We start from the raw sequence: 15,395 nt of genomic DNA, 5'->3' as shown, positions 1-15,395 counted from the left end.
AGAAAAATTCACAAGGAGTTAACAGTGAAACAAACTAAAATAACCTTCAGTATTTTTTCTTGCCTACTATTTTTTATCTCGTTTTCACTTTTTGCGAAGGACACTATACCAGAGCCTTTATCACCATGGGTGCCATGGGTAATGAAAGGTAGCGAACAATTATCATGTCCCTTCATTAACAACTCTCAGTTTTCAGACAAACAAAATCATATTTGTGCTTGGCCTAGTACGTTAGAGTTAAATGTTAAAGACCGCTCAGCAAATTTTACACAATCATGGCAGGTATTAACTAAAAGCATTATCCCTTTACCGGGAAATGAGAAGAACTGGCCGTTACTTGTAAGCGTTAATAAAAAATATGTCCCCGTTTTTAATCATAAAGGTAAACCTGCTATTGAATTAGTGAAGGGTTCATATTTGATAGAAGGTAAATTTGAATGGTTAAAAATCCCAGAAAGCATCTCTATTCCTCCGCAATATGCATTTGTAAAAATGACCATTAATAACCAAACAATTGAATTTCCTAAAATAGATGCTAACGACTTATGGCTACAAAAATTTGAAGTCAACCAAGAAAAACAAGACTCCATTGATATTTCGGTTGCTCGTCGTATAACCGATGGTGCTTACATAAAGCTTGATACCTTCATCAGTATCAATGTGTCAGGGAAAATGAGAGAAGTAAAATTAGGGAAAGTTTTACCAAAAGGTTTTGAGCTCATTGGAATTGACTCTGAAATTTCATCTTTTTTAGATGGTGATGGAATATTGCACGCGAAATTAAAACCAGGAAGCTGGGAAATAAAAGTTCACGCCTATGCGCAAGCCACTTTATTATCCTGGAGTCGGCCTGAAAAATCTCATTATTGGCCAAAGGAAGAAATTTGGGTTTTTGAAGGACATGAAAATTTGCGCTTGGGTAAAATTAATGGCGCAAAAATGGTGGATAGTAGTCAAGCAGATATGCCTAGCACATGGTATGAGTTACCTAGCTATTTAGTTAATACCGATGATTCGCTAAGTTATGCTATTCAACATAGAGGCAAGCCCTTACATTTAGAAAATCGATTAAGCTTGAATCGTACTTTATGGCTCTCATTTGATAATTCATCTTTCACTTTTAACGATCATATTGCTGGTGCAATGATAAGTGATTGGCGTTTAAGTATGAAATCACCGTACTTATTAGAGTCAGCAGAAGACCAAGATGGCTCAGTATTAATTACTACAACAGCAGAAGATGAGAGAGGTGTTGAAAATCGTTATCCTCAGGTTAACGTTCAAGCCAGAGGTGTTATCAAGGCTGAAAAACAATTACCCGTAACCGGCTGGGATAGCGACTTTGAAAGTGTCTATGTGCAACTAAATCTTCCTCCGGGTAATAAATTATTTGCGGTATTCGGTGCCGACAGAGTATCGAACAGTTGGTGGTCAAGTTGGACAATTTGGGCAAGCTTTATAGTTTTATTGTCTTCTTTAATGGCAAGTCGCTTGATTAATATTACCGCGGGTATTGCCACTGCAATAATGTTGTTAGTTATTTACCAAGAGACCAGTGCCCCTGTAATAATAATTATTAATTTACTATTGGCCATAGCTATCAAAAAACATCAGCCGTTTGAGCGGATGAAAGCATTAGTTAAAGTCTATTGGGGAGCAAGCATTACAGTTGCTATTGGCGCAATATTATTATTTTCTGCGACACAATTGCGTACCGTAATACACCCTCAATTGGAATCAAGAACGTCATCTGTCGAAAGTTTTAGTAATCAATCTAGAATGAGTCAAAATATTGTGACAGAGGTCGGCGCTATGCGTAAAGAAAACGCCTCTTATTCCACTATGCAAGACGAAGAAATTGAAAGAATACAAGTTACAGGAAGTCGATTGAAAAACGCCAATTCTATAATGGAGCGCTATCAATCTGATGCAGTAATGCAAGCAGGGTCAGGTATTCCTAACTGGCAATGGAAGAGTTATCAAATTCAATGGAATAGCCCTGTTGCTAAAGATCAAGTATTCGATGTTATTGTATTATCGAAAACCAGCTATCGATTAATTAAAATATTGGGCATATTTTTGACCATACTATGGCTATTTTTAATATTAAAAGATGTCATTAAATACGCCTATACAAAAATTCAACCTAAAGCGGTCGCAACTGCATTGGCATTATTTATTTTAATACCTAGTTACGCTCCGAACGCCGAAGCAGCAGACTTTCCAAACAAACATTTGCTAGACGAACTAAAAGTAAGAGTAACTGAAGCGCCTTTGTGTGCTCCTGACTGTGTTGCTATAAATGACTTACGCGTGAGTATAGATGCAAAGTCTTTAACCTTAGTGATGTCTGTTCATGCCAATGCAGACACCGCTTTGGCTATACCAAAATCTGAATTTTGGCGACCAGAAAACCTATCGCTTGGTGAAAATGTAAATAAAAAACAAATAGGGAGTTTATTTAAACATAAAGGTTGGGTATATATTCCAGTTTCCAAAGGGATATCTAAGATCACTTTATTGGGTCGGGTAGCACCTGTTGATGTATTTCAACTAGAATTCAGAGACAAACCTAAGCACGTAAAAATATTAACCACAGATGCTTGGGAAGTTATAGGTAGCCAAGCTAACAGCCTAAATGGCAACGCTTTAGAGTTTTTGGCAACGCTGAAAAAACAAAAAGGTAACGAACAGCTATCTACTCGCAGTAAAACACAGCCATTTGTTAAAGTAACAAGAGAATTGTCTATAGATCAATTATGGACTATACGTACCAAAGTTGAGCGTATAGCGCCTAGTAGCGGCTCTATTAATATAAAAGTTCCTACTTTATCCGGTGAAAATATTACCAGTGCGGGGATTTTTGTCGAAAATGAACAAGTTGAAGTAACAATTCCGGCGGGTGAAAACTTATTTACATGGGGCTCAACTATTGATCGACAAGCAGTATTAAAGTTACATGCAAAGCCTGATCAGCCACTCATTGAACAATGGCGAGTAATTGTTAGTCCGGCATGGCATGCAAAACTTAGCGGATTACCAATTATATTAGAGGAGCAAAATAATAATGATTATTTTATTTCTTCATTCTACCCATACCCCGGAGAAAGTTTAGCGTTAACGGTTACTAGACCAAGTGCAGTTAAAGGTCATGTTTTGGCAATTGATTCTGTTAATTACACCATTGAACAAGGCACACGAACTTCAAAATTAAACTTAACTTTTGATTATCGAAGTACTCGTGGTGGGGAGCATGTCATAGATCTTCCTGTAAATTATCAATTAAAAGAAATTAGAACGGATAACAAACTGATTAACCTACAATTAGAAGACGGAAAGTTGGCAATTCCTGTTCTGCCTGGTAATCATAATGTGAATATATTGATGCGTGCGAGTGTTTCAGAGCAATTATTATTGTCAGCGCCTGAAATAAACTTAAATGCGCCCGTGAGTAATATCACTAGCATTATTGATTTGAATAGTCAGCGTTGGATATTGTGGGCAAAAGGCCCTCTACTTGGGCCAGCAATACTTTACTGGGGAGAGTTATTAGCTTTTATTTTATTGGCTTTATTAGTATCAAGAGTGAAGTTTTCTCCCTTGAACACACTAAGTTGGATTGTCTTAGGCGTTGGATTAAGTTTAAGTAATTGGGGAGTATTAATGCTAATTGCTCTTTGGTTTGCATCGATAACTGCCAGTGGATATCGCTCAAAAGACATGAGCCAATTATCATACAACACATCGCAATTGTTATTATATGCATTATCCGTTGTGGCAATTTTCTCGCTACTGTCAGTAGTGCCAATAAGTTTATTGAGCTCACCGAGTATGGGTGTCGAAGGTAACTATTCATATGGCAATCATCTGCAATGGTTTTCAGACAAAACTAATGGCTTGCTACCACAAGTATCTGTTTTAAGTATTTCAACAATATTCTATAAAGGCATCATGTTGGTTTGGGTAATTTGGCTAAGTTTCGCCTTTTTAGGCTGGATAAAATGGGCATGGAAAGCGCTTGGAAAACTAGGCTACTGGCGAAGTGAATCTGACAATAAATCAGAAGACTCCTAGCGTTTTAGAGTTAAATAAAATAGAAAAATGTGACAAAACTCTATAATTGTGTAGTGCTTGAAAGTTAAGGAGCCTGTAACAACGTTTGTTACAGTCTTCTTATATTTCTAAAAAATTTTTGTGGGTAAGGCATTATGAAATTTATCATATAGATTTTGATGCTCTATACACGGAATTTAAACATTATTATAAAATACTCCAGTTAATTTGGCATACTCAGTAACAATTCTTATACAATTTACACCCATTTCACCTTTGCAACCGACCAAACGGTCGGTTAGAATAGAGTTATTATTCTACTAAGGTGTTTTTAGGTAATCTCATGAGAGACTCAGAGCAAACTCGTCATAAAATATTAGAAGTTAGTGCTGATGAAATCCATAAAAAAGGTTTTACGGCTACGAGTCTATCTTGTATTTTAGCGCGTTGTGAAATTTCAAAAGGCGCTTTATATCATCATTTTGCTAATAAAATGGAGCTTGGGTACGTGGTATTTGAAGAAGTTTACGCGCCAGCTTTTATTGCGCTTTGGCAACCTACCGTAGAAGCTGAAGATCCGATAGAAGGCTTGTGCGAGTTTTTCAGTGAAATGTCTAACACCATGAGTTGCGACGAACTTGTATGCGGCTGCCCTTTAAACAACCTCTGCCAAGAGATGTCGGGTGTGGATGAAGGTTTTAGAATTAGAATATTAGCAATGCAACAACAACTAAATTTATTAATTTCTACAAATTTAGCCCGCGTTAGCCAACAATTACAACCTGATCTTGATTTTAGCCAAGTGGCCTATTTTATTGTTTCAACATTTCATGGCTCTTCAAGTTTAAGTAAAAGCTCATTAAACAAAGAGTTATTTGATAAAGTGATTAAAGAGCTTTGCCGTTACATACGTCAGCTAAAACGATAGTGGAAAAAAATTTCATTTAAAGATAACAATTCTTAACACTTTATCGACTAGCTTACACCTAAATGCTATTTACAGACCGCGCGGTCGGTATGTATAATGGCAACAATTCTGAATCACTTTACATTAAATGTATTTCCAAGGACCAACATGAAAAAGCTCTTATTACTGATTGTATTGCTCACTAATTTTTTACAAGTCAGTATCGCAGCTGAAGCGACTACACAGGCTTCACCTTATCAAGTAATCGAAGTAACAGGTAACAAGCTGTTTGCTAAAATTACTGATAAACAAGATGCTTTAAAAAAATTCCCTGATTTAATGCGAGATATTGTTGAAGAAGAGCTAATGCCTTCGGTTGATTATCAATATGCGGCATTTAAAATATTAGGCAAGCACTTAAGAAATACCACTAAAGAGCAACGCGTAAACTTTATTACTGCTATGCGTTCATATTTAGTACGTACTTACGCCAATGCCCTAATGCAATACAGTGATCAAAAAGTATTATTTGAGCCAGAAGGTAAGTTAAAAGATAATGCTAAATCTGCATCAGTCGATGTTAAAATTATTGATTCAGGCAAACCAGATATCCATATTACGTTTCAAATGCGCAAAGACTCTCAAACTCAAGAGTGGAAAGCTTACGATATGATAGTGGAAGGTATATCTTTAATTAGTAGCAAACAATCTGAATTAAACCGTAGAATATCTGATTTAGGTTTAGACCAAGTTACTTTAGAGCTTGCTTCAATTACCAGTTAGTAACAAAAAACACATTAAAAAGCCCGTATAACATAAGCGTTATACGGGCTTTTTTGTCACTTGCTTTTTAGTTACCCGCTTGGCTAAATTATTCTGTAGCAGAGCTAATAATTATTTCACTGACTTTATTGGCTTCAATATCAGCTTCAGTAAAGCGTAAAGGTCTAAGTTGCGGCTGTTGTGAATATAGTAGGCTTTGATCTAAGTTATGATCACTGCCATATTCTGATGATTGTGAATAACTTAATAACCCTCTTGCTACTGGGCCTTCTTCAGTAAAGTTAACCACTGTCATCCAACTGCTACCGTAATTAATATGATAACCGCCACCTTCTGCACTTAAAATAGAGTCGCTATTTTGCGCTGGATACACATGACGAGGCACTAAAGATCCGTCATTACCTGGGCGCGTACTAAATACATTAAAACCCCCTTCTATATTATGTGAGCCAGCCCAAGGTATTTTCACGCCAGTTGCAGTGCCATCAGGTAAACTGCGCTCAACAAATTGCACCGCTCCTAAGCTTGCATCTAACGCTAAACCTGCTGATTCTACATTAAGAATAGCTTGTGCAAACTGTTGCAATGTTACGCTGTTGTTTACTATGCCATTAGGTGTTGTAGTAACTTGCTCTAGTGAAAAGCTGTTTACCCACTGTGGATCTTTATCGAATTGAAAAGCAAACTCTCTAAATAAATGTGCAGAGCTGCTGTCTTTATTCATTCGGCCATCCCACAAGGCTAACGCCGAACAACCAGCACTAATATCGACACTTTGTGTACCCACCATAACCGCAGTGTTTCCTTGCGCTTGGCAAATAGTTAACAGTTCTGTGAGTATATTTTCAGCTAGGTAATTACGGTTATTGAATAAGGCTTGCTCCAGCTCTTCAGGATTAAATAAACCATCGCTGCCAGCGCTATCGTCTAGTAACTTATGTGCCAAACGTGAGCGCAGTGACTGCTGATTATCAACTTTGCCATATAACGGCGATACTCCAGTGATTGGCGAGTTAAGATTAGTTAGCCAAAAGCTGTCATTTGAGTTTTGTACGTAATCAGTACCTGAGTATTTAGGAGCGTTTTCATAAGGTACGGCTCGGTCAAAATCAAAGGCAGATAAAAACCCAGGTAAAACCGTAAAGCCAGCAACTTGTTTAACACCAATGAGTAACGGGTTAGTCGTTAATTCATTAATCGCCGTGTCGGTTAAGTGAGGTACTGTAGAGTCATCGATGTAAAAAACATTGCCTTCACTGTCAGCCGACATTGTATTGTTGAATATAACGCCGTCGAAGTCTTTAAAAGCTTGTTTGAATTCGTCGATATTGCCAGCTAAATTCATAGCAAGCCAATGGTCAATAATATCCACATTACCTAAGTTTGCATCTTTAATTGCAAAGGCATTACCACCTGGGCCCCATTCAAAATTTCCGGGTACCACAACCATTGGGCCATGGTGAGTGCTATAAGTCATTTTAGCGAGTTTAATTGTTTGGCCTGGCGCTACCGCTACATCGATAACAATTTCTTTGCCGGTAATTAACCTATTTGTGCCGTCAATAACTTGCGACATTTGCGCAGGATCATCAGGGTTTAAGGTTAATTGATATATGACAAAATGTTCGGCAGTTGAAAAAGTATGTGTCCAAGCTACATTTTCATTAAAGCCAATATTAACCACACCTGGCACACCGGTAAGTGAGCCACCCATAACATTTAAATGCTCAGGAATAATGGTATGAAATTGCCAAAAACGTAAATTACCGGTATGTGGAAAATGCGGATTTGCCAACACCATACCTTTACCATTTTCTGTTTTGTCTTTACCTAACCCCCAACCATTCGAGCCTAAATCACTCGGATTTTTTTCCGGTAACTCAATAACAGGCTTTGAATTAACAACATAACTATTAACCCCAGCACTTTGAGGATAAGGAGCAAAGCTTTCTCCAGGAGGTGCGGCTAAAAACATGGGTCCTAAAAAGTTAGCAGCGCCAGGTAATAACGCAATACCTAAAGAATAAGTAAGCATGTCAATATTAGTAATGGGTTGTACCCAAGGCATATTGGCGCATGAGGCATCAATATTAGCAATACCGGTATCCGCTAAGTATTTATTATACCCTTGAGCATAACCCGACAATAGCGCTTGGCTGTTAGCTGAAAGCGCATTAATGTTTGCTTCGGCATGTGCTCTTATTCCCATGGTTAAAAAGCCAAAATCATTAATTAAATGCGCTGAATCTCCTGAGGCTGGTACTAAATCTGGTCCATAATATTTTGCTCGTTGCGAGTTATATTTCAAGATTTGGTCGGCGAGTATGCAAATATTATCTTTGGCAAAGGCGTAACCTACGCCGTAAGACATACTTTCTAAATTATCGGCCTTAATATGTGGTACGCCGTAATCCGTCCAACGAATATTGGCTGATAATACTCCGTCATCGTCAAATGAAGGTACAGGTGTTGAAACTACAGGTGGTGAAGTAGGTGTAGGGGTTACAGGCTCTGGTGCACCAATATAAGTATGCTCTCCGCCCCCACACGCTGATAAAACTGAAATTATACCTAGAATTGAAATAGGCTTTAATGTATTTTTTATTGAATAATTCAAAATAAACTCCTTTTAAATTCTCTTATTTTTATCATACGTAAAACGTTATTTACTCAGTCATACTTGCACAATAAATCACCAAGCTCAAACAATTATTCTTGGTGGATATTCAATAAAATTTTTAATACCTAAACTACATTTTAATAAGCGATATATTTATAGCTCATGCATTAACAAGTGGGGTTTATCCTTGATATAGCTGTTCAAAATTTGGAATATTATTTTCCCAAATTGGCGAGTCTTTACCAATATGCTCTCGTACTGCATCAAAAAATAACCGTGTTCTTACGGGTAAATCTCTGTGTGGATATACCGCATACATAGCACTGAAATCTGATAAATGTAAACTCGGTAGCAAAGGCACTAGCTGCCCATCTATAACCTCTTTAGCGAGAATGAACGAAGGCAATACAATAAAGGCAGTACCTGATAAGGCTTTTAATAAAAGTACCTCACCATCATTCGCGCGAAAAACACTCTTAATGGTTTTTTCTTTGTGATTACCATCTTTATCAATATAGTTAATACTGTTAACTCTTAAGGAGTTGCTGGCATAGGTAGCAGCAGGTAAAAGTGCGAGTTCATCAATAGTTTTAGGCGCTCCATAAGTATTAATAAATTCTGGTGACGCCAAAATAGCCAGGCGATTACGGGCAATTTTTCGGGCAATTAAGGTAGAATCTTTTGGTTCACCAACTCTAAAAGCTAAGTCGAAACCCTCAGCGACAATATCAACCACGCGATCATCCAAGCGTAATTCAACTTCTACTTGCGGAAAGCGCTTTTGAAAATCATTAATTACCGGCTGTAAGTAAAGTTTGGCAATAATGCTAGATGACGTTATTTTTAAAACCCCACGCGGCTCTTGATGGTAGTTTTCAGCTAGTCGAACGGTTTGCCCGAGCAAGTCTCTTAACTCTCTAGCCTTCTTAACCATTTCTGCGCCAGCGGCGGTTAACGAAAATGAACGGGTTGTTCTATTTAACAGCCTTACGCCTAAGTCATCCTCTAACCGACTAATTTGTTTGGAAATTACTGAACGGTCAATATTTTTGGTTTGTGCTGCGTTAGCAAACGAGCCTAATTCAACCACATCAAGCAACATTAACAGCCGACTTGTTGTATCCATTTTATATCCTTCAACAACTTCATTGGTGCCATTTTAGCACTAATGTTATTAAAAAATCACACTGTTTTTGCACGAATACAATCCGTATCATAGCGCTATTATTTTATGTATTGTCAATTTGACCGAAAGAGAAACAGTATGAGCAAAAAATTATTTATTGCCGCCAGTATTATATCAATCAGCCTAGTACTTACGGCATGTTCTGAAGCGCCCGCACAAAAAGCAGCATCGCAACAACTTCAGCCTATCGATGTAGCTGAGGTATTAGTTGAGCCCGTACAAAACTGGCATGTTTATACTAGCCGTTTAGAGTCGCCAGAAGAAGTAGCCTTAATGCCACGCGTTTCGGGTGTTATTAACAAAATTGCATTTAAAGAAGGCGATAGTGTTAAACAAGGTGACTTATTATTTCAACTTGACGATCGCCCTTTTGCAGCCGTTGTTGCTAGCTTAGAAGCGCAAATTTTGAGTGCACATGCCGCTTTAGATCAAGCACAAAGTGAAGCTAAGCGTGCGGTAAGATTAACAGAGCGAAATGCGATTTCTACCGAGCAAGCGCAAGCGAGAACTTCAACTTTACATCAACGCGAAGCACAATTAGCGGCATTACAAGCGCAGCTAACTTCAGCTCAGCTTGATTTAGAGTTTACGGCAATTCGTTCGCCAATTAATGGCATTATTTCACGCGCAAATATTACCCGTGGTAACAATGTGCTAGCGGGACAAAGCGTATTAACGTCTATTGTTTCCAATGATGAAATGTATGCCTATTTTGATATTGATGAACGCACATGGAATAGCAAGTTTGCCGATATTACTGCCGAAAGCAAGCAACAGGTTGTTATGCAAAAAGTAGGACAGCAAAACTACAAGCACGAAGGTTACATTAACTTTATTGATAACCGCATTAACCCGTCAACAGGTACTTTGCGCGTGCGAGCTATTTTTGAAGGTCAACATAATGAAGTTAACGACACCTTGCGTGCCGGTTCATTTGCTCGTATTAAACTTGCCGCTAACGCGATTACAAAGCAAGTCATTATTCCTGAACGTGCTATTGGCACAGACTTGAAAAACCGTTTTGTATTAACCGTTGGTGAAAACAACATTTTAGAATACAAACTGGTTGAAGTGGGTGAACGATACGGAAAACTTCGCGCCATTACTTCAGGTTTAAGTAAAGGCGATGTTATCGCTGTAAACGGCCCTGCACGTGTTGGTCCAGGCATGCCAATTAGCCCTACTACTGTCACAATCGATACTGCTGACATCGCCTTTACCTTGTCATCAATTGACGATGTAAGCCTTGTTGCTAAATACTAAGAGTTGAACATGAATTTTTCCCATTTTTTTATACAGCGTCCAATTTTTGCGGCAGTATTGTCGTTGATTATATTGATCGGTGGTGGTATTTCATTATTCCAATTACCGATCAGTGAATACCCAGAAGTGGTGCCACCTACAGTTGTAGTAACCGCTAGCTACCCTGGCGCAAACCCAACAGTTATTGCACAAACGGTTGCAACACCGCTTGAGCAAGAAATCAACGGTACTGAAAACATGCTTTATATGTTTTCACAAGGTACTAGCGATGGTCGTATGACCCTAACCGTTACCTTTGCTTTAGGTACTGATTTAGATCGTGCACAAGTACAAGTACAAAACCGTGTAAACAGTGCCTTGCCACGTTTACCTGAAGAAGTACAACGTCTTGGTGTAGTTGCGGAAAAATCGTCGCCAGATTTAACCATGGTGGTACATTTATATTCGCCTGAAAAAACACACGACACGGCTTATTTGTCTAATTACGCAGACTTAAATATTAAAGATGAAATTGCCCGTTTACCTGGTACGGGTGATGTACGTTTATTTGGTGGCGGACAATATTCAATGCGTGTATGGCTAAATCCTGATGCTTTATCTGCTCGTGAACTTACCGCGACTGATGTTGTTGCAGCCCTACGCTCGCAAAACCAACAAGTTGCTGCAGGTAGCTTAGGCGCGCAACCAATTTCTAATGATAGTCAATTTCAAGTGTTACTAAACGTTAAAGGTCGTTTAAACAGTATTGAAGAGTTTGAGCAAGTTATTATTAAAGTAGGTGAAGAAGGACAATTAACCCGTTTGTCTGACGTTGCTCGTGTTGATCTTGGCCAAGATACTTACGCATTACGCGCAGAGCTTGATAACCAACCCGCACTTGCTATGCCTATTTTCCAACGTCCTGGCTCTAATGCTATCGAGTTATCTGATCAAGTACGTGAAACAATGGCGCGCTTATCACAAGATTTTCCTGCCGGTGTTGAATACGATATTGTATACGACCCAACAGTATTTGTTCGCGGCTCAATTGACGCTGTTATTACCACTTTATTAGAAGCAATTGCCTTAGTGGTAATCGTGGTTATTGTATTTTTACAAACTTGGCGCGCGTCTATTATTCCACTAATTGCCGTACCTATTTCATTAATTGGTACTTTCGCTGTTATGCAATGGTTAGGGGTATCAATAAATACATTGTCACTTTTTGGTTTAGTACTCGCCATTGGTATAGTTGTAGATGACGCCATTGTTGTTGTTGAAAACGTTGAACGTAATATCGAAAAAGGCTTATCGCCATTAGAAGCAACCCGTGTTGCAATGAGCGAAGTAACGGGGCCAATTATTGCCATTGCTTTAGTATTGTGTGCGGTATTTATTCCAACAGCCTTCATTAGTGGTTTATCAGGCCAGTTTTACAAACAGTTTGCGCTTACTATTACTATTTCTACGGTAATTTCTGCCTTTAACTCATTAACACTATCGCCTGCATTAGCAGCCCTATTGTTAAAATCGCACGACGCTAAACCCGATGCATTTACACGACTATTAAACAAACTTTTTGGTCGTTGGTTATTTGAACCTTTCAACCGTGTATTTAATCGTGGCGCTAAAGGCTATGAAAAATTAGTTCAAAAATTAATACGTATGACTGTTGTAGTAATGGTGGCATATTTCGCATTATTGGGCGGTACATTTAAGTTATTTGATACCGTACCTGGTGGTTTTATTCCTCAGCAAGATAAACAATACCTTGTTGCCATTGCTCAACTACCTGACGCAGCAAGTCTTGACCGCACCGAAGAAGTATTAGCAGAAATGCAAAAAATTGCTTTAGAAGTACCTGGTGTTGCGCACACGGTTGCTTTCCCTGGTTTATCAGTGAACGGTTTAACAAATAGCCCGAACAGCGGTATTGTATTTACACCACTTGAAAGCTTTACCGACCGTACAGACCCGAGTAAATCAGCAATGGCAATTGCCGCGCAAATGAACCAGCGCTTTGCTGCCATTGACGAAGCTTTTGTAGCTGTATTTCCGCCGCCGCCAATTCAAGGTTTAGGAACAACGGGTGGTTTTAAACTACAAATTGAAGACAGAGCAAACAAAGGTTTTGAAGCTTTATTTAATAGCCTACAAGCCGTTATCGCCAATGCACAAAAAGATCCGGCGTTAATGGGGCTTTACTCAAGCTTCCGTATTCAAGTACCTCAAATGGATATTGACATTGACCGTGAGCAAGCGCTTATTCAAGGCATACCGTTAGATGAAGTATTTGACGCTTTGCAAATATACTTAGGCTCTGTGTATGTTAATGATTTCAACATGTTTGGCCGTACTTACCAAGTTAATGCTCAAGCTGATGCTGACTTTAGATTAGAGCCAGAGCAAATTTTAAACTTAAAAGTGCGTAATCGTGTGGGTAATATGGTGCCATTAGGCTCTGTTTTAACTGTAACGCCAACCATTGGCCCAGACCGTGTAATGCATTACAACGGTTACCCAAGTGCAGAGCTGAACGGCAGCCCAGCGCCTGGTTATAGTTCTGACCAAGCTCAACTTGCGATTGAAAAAGTACTAGCAGACACTTTACCTGCTGGCATTGTATATGAATGGACTGAAGTTACTTATCAGCAAGTACTTGCTGGTAACACCATGATTTATATATTCCCACTAGTAGTGTTATTAGTATTTATGGTGCTTGCGGCGCAGTACGAAAGCTTACGCTTACCATTGTCGATAATACTGATTGTTCCAATGACTATTTTCTCGGCATTACTGGGCGTTTGGTTGGTAGGCTCAGACAACAATATATTTACCCAAATCGCCTTAATAGTGCTGGTGGCCTTGGCCTCGAAAAATGCGATATTAATGGTCGAGTTTGCTAAAGACAGACACGACAACGGTTTATCACATTTAGAAGCAATACTTGAAGCTTGTCGTATGCGTTTACGCCCAATATTGATGACCTCAATTGCTTTTACTGCTGGTGTTGTGCCATTAGTGTTAGCAACCGGCGCAGGGGCAGAAATGCGTCATGCCATGGGTAACGCTGTATTTTCAGGCATGATTGGTGTAACCGTATTTGGTTTATTATTTACGCCTGTGTTTTATATGTTAGTTACTCGCAAAGAAGAAAAAACTCAGGAGCTTTCTCATGACTAAATTAGCCAACAAAATACTTAAAACACGCTTTACCTTAGGTGCTGTTTTGGTTGTTGCCTTTTTATCAGGCTGTGCAAGCAAAATTGATATAGCAAGTGAGCAGAACCAAATAAGCGAATTTATCACTAAAGCAGATATTGCAAGCAAGTTAGATAACCCGCTTATTGGTGCAGATGAAACAAATTGGTGGAAAAAACTTGATTCAACTCAGCTTAACCAACTTGTTTCAGACGCGCTAGCAAATAACTACGACCTAAAAACAAGCCAATTAACCCTGAAAAGTGCTTTAGCGCGCTTAGGCGAACAAAAGGCACAATATTTACCGCAAGGTGGTATTGGTATTGGCTCGACACGCAGTGATTCAGTATCAACTTTTGATCGTCAATCAAGTGCAGGTGTAAATCTTGATTGGCAATTAGATTTATTTGGTCGCATTACTGCCTTGGTTGACGCTGCTCAAGCGTCAACCATGAGCCAAGCTGAACAAGTACGCTTATTGCAAATTGAAGTGGTATCTTCGGTGGTAAAAGGCTTTGTGAGTTACCAAGGTAATGTTGAAAAGCAAAACATTATTACCTTACAAATTGACGCACTAAAACAAGGTATTGATGTACTCCAAGCAAGAGTTGACGAAGGTGTAGCAAACGATCTTGATTTAAACCGCACCATGGCACAGTTAAGACAACAGCAAACCTTAATACCGGCAATTAAATATGCTAAGTATCGAGACTTATCAACCTTAGCTGTATTAACCGGTCGCTTAGCACAAGATGTAGAACTTAAAGATGAACAAGCTATTTTAACGCACGAGTTTAACGTAGCATTAAGTCAGCCTAATAACGCTATTGCGCTTAGACCCGATATTAGCCGTGCGCTTTATGACTTTAGCCAAGCGAATAGTTTAAGTGTTTCAGCAAGTAAGGCGCTTTTACCCGATATTAGCTTAAGTGCTTTTGCCAATGTTTTAAGTATTAATAGCTTAGGTTTGCGTGATACTCAACAGCAATGGCAAGTAGCACCGCAGTTGCAATGGTCGCTATTGAGTTACCCTGCGCTTTTAGCTCAGCGTGACGCACAGCAATTTTTAAGTGAAGCCGCTTATAGCGATTACCAACAAGTAGTGCTAAAGGCGCTTAGTGAAAGTGAGCTGTCTCTGCAGTTACTGGTAAACCAAGCGCAACAAAAGCAATTTGCCGATCAACGCTATAGCTTTGCCAATAAAGCATTTTTACAGGCAAATGCTATGTATGAAGAAGGTCAAATACCCTACTTGGAGTTGTTAGATGCTCGTCAGGATGTTTTAATAGCGCAAGAAAATGCTGTTGATTTAACTATTTCATCCATGCTTGCTAAAGTAAATGCCTACCAGTCATTTAATGGCCAGTGGAGCTATGCACTGAATAATAATAAAAAGTAGTCGA

General features: G+C 38.9%; 8 protein-coding genes. 6 read left to right on the top strand and 2 right to left on the bottom strand.

Annotation, left to right across the window (positions count from 1 at the left end; translation table 11 throughout):
- The first annotated feature begins 24 nt into the window (after positions 1 to 24).
- The 3 genes from B6A32_RS05695 to B6A32_RS05685 all read left to right on the top strand — a co-directional run bounded on the left by B6A32_RS05695 (position 25) and on the right by B6A32_RS05685 (position 5,743).
- Positions 25 to 4,074, top strand: a complete 4,050-nt coding sequence (locus B6A32_RS05695) for a hypothetical protein (protein WP_085301863.1) — start codon at positions 25 to 27, stop codon at positions 4,072 to 4,074.
- Positions 4,075 to 4,396: 322 nt separating this feature from the next.
- The gene (locus B6A32_RS05690) at positions 4,397 to 4,981 is read left to right on the top strand and encodes a TetR/AcrR family transcriptional regulator (RefSeq protein WP_085301861.1); all 585 of its coding nucleotides are present in this window, start codon (positions 4,397 to 4,399) and stop codon (positions 4,979 to 4,981) included.
- A 147-nt stretch (positions 4,982 to 5,128) separates the two neighbouring features.
- Entirely contained in the window at positions 5,129 to 5,743 is a 615-nt protein-coding gene (locus B6A32_RS05685) for an MlaC/ttg2D family ABC transporter substrate-binding protein (RefSeq protein WP_158088455.1), read from the top strand.
- Between the two features lie 88 nt (positions 5,744 to 5,831).
- Here B6A32_RS05685 and B6A32_RS05680 read toward each other — a convergent pair whose 3' ends face one another.
- Entirely contained in the window at positions 5,832 to 8,363 is a 2,532-nt protein-coding gene (locus tag B6A32_RS05680; RefSeq protein WP_085301857.1) for an acylase, read from the bottom strand.
- A gap of 181 nt (positions 8,364 to 8,544) precedes the next feature.
- Positions 8,545 to 9,489 carry a LysR family transcriptional regulator gene (locus B6A32_RS05675; RefSeq protein WP_085301855.1) on the bottom strand — a complete coding sequence of 315 codons (945 nt, stop codon included), beginning with the start codon at positions 9,487 to 9,489 and terminating at the stop codon, positions 8,545 to 8,547.
- A 138-nt stretch (positions 9,490 to 9,627) separates the two neighbouring features.
- Here B6A32_RS05675 and B6A32_RS05670 point away from each other — a divergent pair, with 138 nt between their 5' ends.
- The 3 genes from B6A32_RS05670 to B6A32_RS05660 are packed head-to-tail and all read left to right on the top strand — an operon-like array spanning position 9,628 to position 15,391.
- Complete coding sequence (locus B6A32_RS05670; protein WP_085301853.1) at positions 9,628 to 10,812, top strand: efflux RND transporter periplasmic adaptor subunit; 1,185 nt, start codon at positions 9,628 to 9,630, stop codon at positions 10,810 to 10,812.
- A 9-nt stretch (positions 10,813 to 10,821) separates the two neighbouring features.
- Positions 10,822 to 13,974, top strand: a complete 3,153-nt coding sequence (locus tag B6A32_RS05665) for an efflux RND transporter permease subunit (protein ID WP_085301851.1) — start codon at positions 10,822 to 10,824, stop codon at positions 13,972 to 13,974.
- On the top strand, positions 13,967 to 15,391 hold the full coding sequence (locus B6A32_RS05660) for a TolC family protein (protein ID WP_085301848.1): 1,425 nt from the start codon (positions 13,967 to 13,969) through the stop codon (positions 15,389 to 15,391). Before B6A32_RS05665 ends, B6A32_RS05660 begins: the two co-directional genes overlap by 8 nt.
- Positions 15,392 to 15,395 lie beyond the last annotated feature (4 nt).

Source organism: Colwellia polaris, from assembly GCF_002104515.1.
GTDB classification, from domain to species: Bacteria; Pseudomonadota; Gammaproteobacteria; order Enterobacterales; family Alteromonadaceae; genus Cognaticolwellia; species Cognaticolwellia polaris.
Note: the sequence above shows the minus strand (reverse complement) of the source record. Positions and strands in the feature narration are given on the sequence as shown.

Excerpts from the sequence above, each read along its gene's own strand:
- B6A32_RS05690 (WP_085301861.1), top strand. The coding sequence starts at position 4,397 with ATGAGAGACTCAGAGCAAACTCGTCATAAAATATTAGAAGTTAGTGCT.
- B6A32_RS05685 (WP_158088455.1), top strand. The coding sequence starts at position 5,129 with ATGAAAAAGCTCTTATTACTGATTGTATTGCTCACTAATTTTTTACAA.
- B6A32_RS05675 (WP_085301855.1), bottom strand. The coding sequence starts at position 9,489 with ATGGATACAACAAGTCGGCTGTTAATGTTGCTTGATGTGGTTGAATTA.
- B6A32_RS05670 (WP_085301853.1), top strand. The coding sequence starts at position 9,628 with ATGAGCAAAAAATTATTTATTGCCGCCAGTATTATATCAATCAGCCTA.
- B6A32_RS05665 (WP_085301851.1), top strand. The coding sequence starts at position 10,822 with ATGAATTTTTCCCATTTTTTTATACAGCGTCCAATTTTTGCGGCAGTA.
- B6A32_RS05660 (WP_085301848.1), top strand. The coding sequence starts at position 13,967 with ATGACTAAATTAGCCAACAAAATACTTAAAACACGCTTTACCTTAGGT.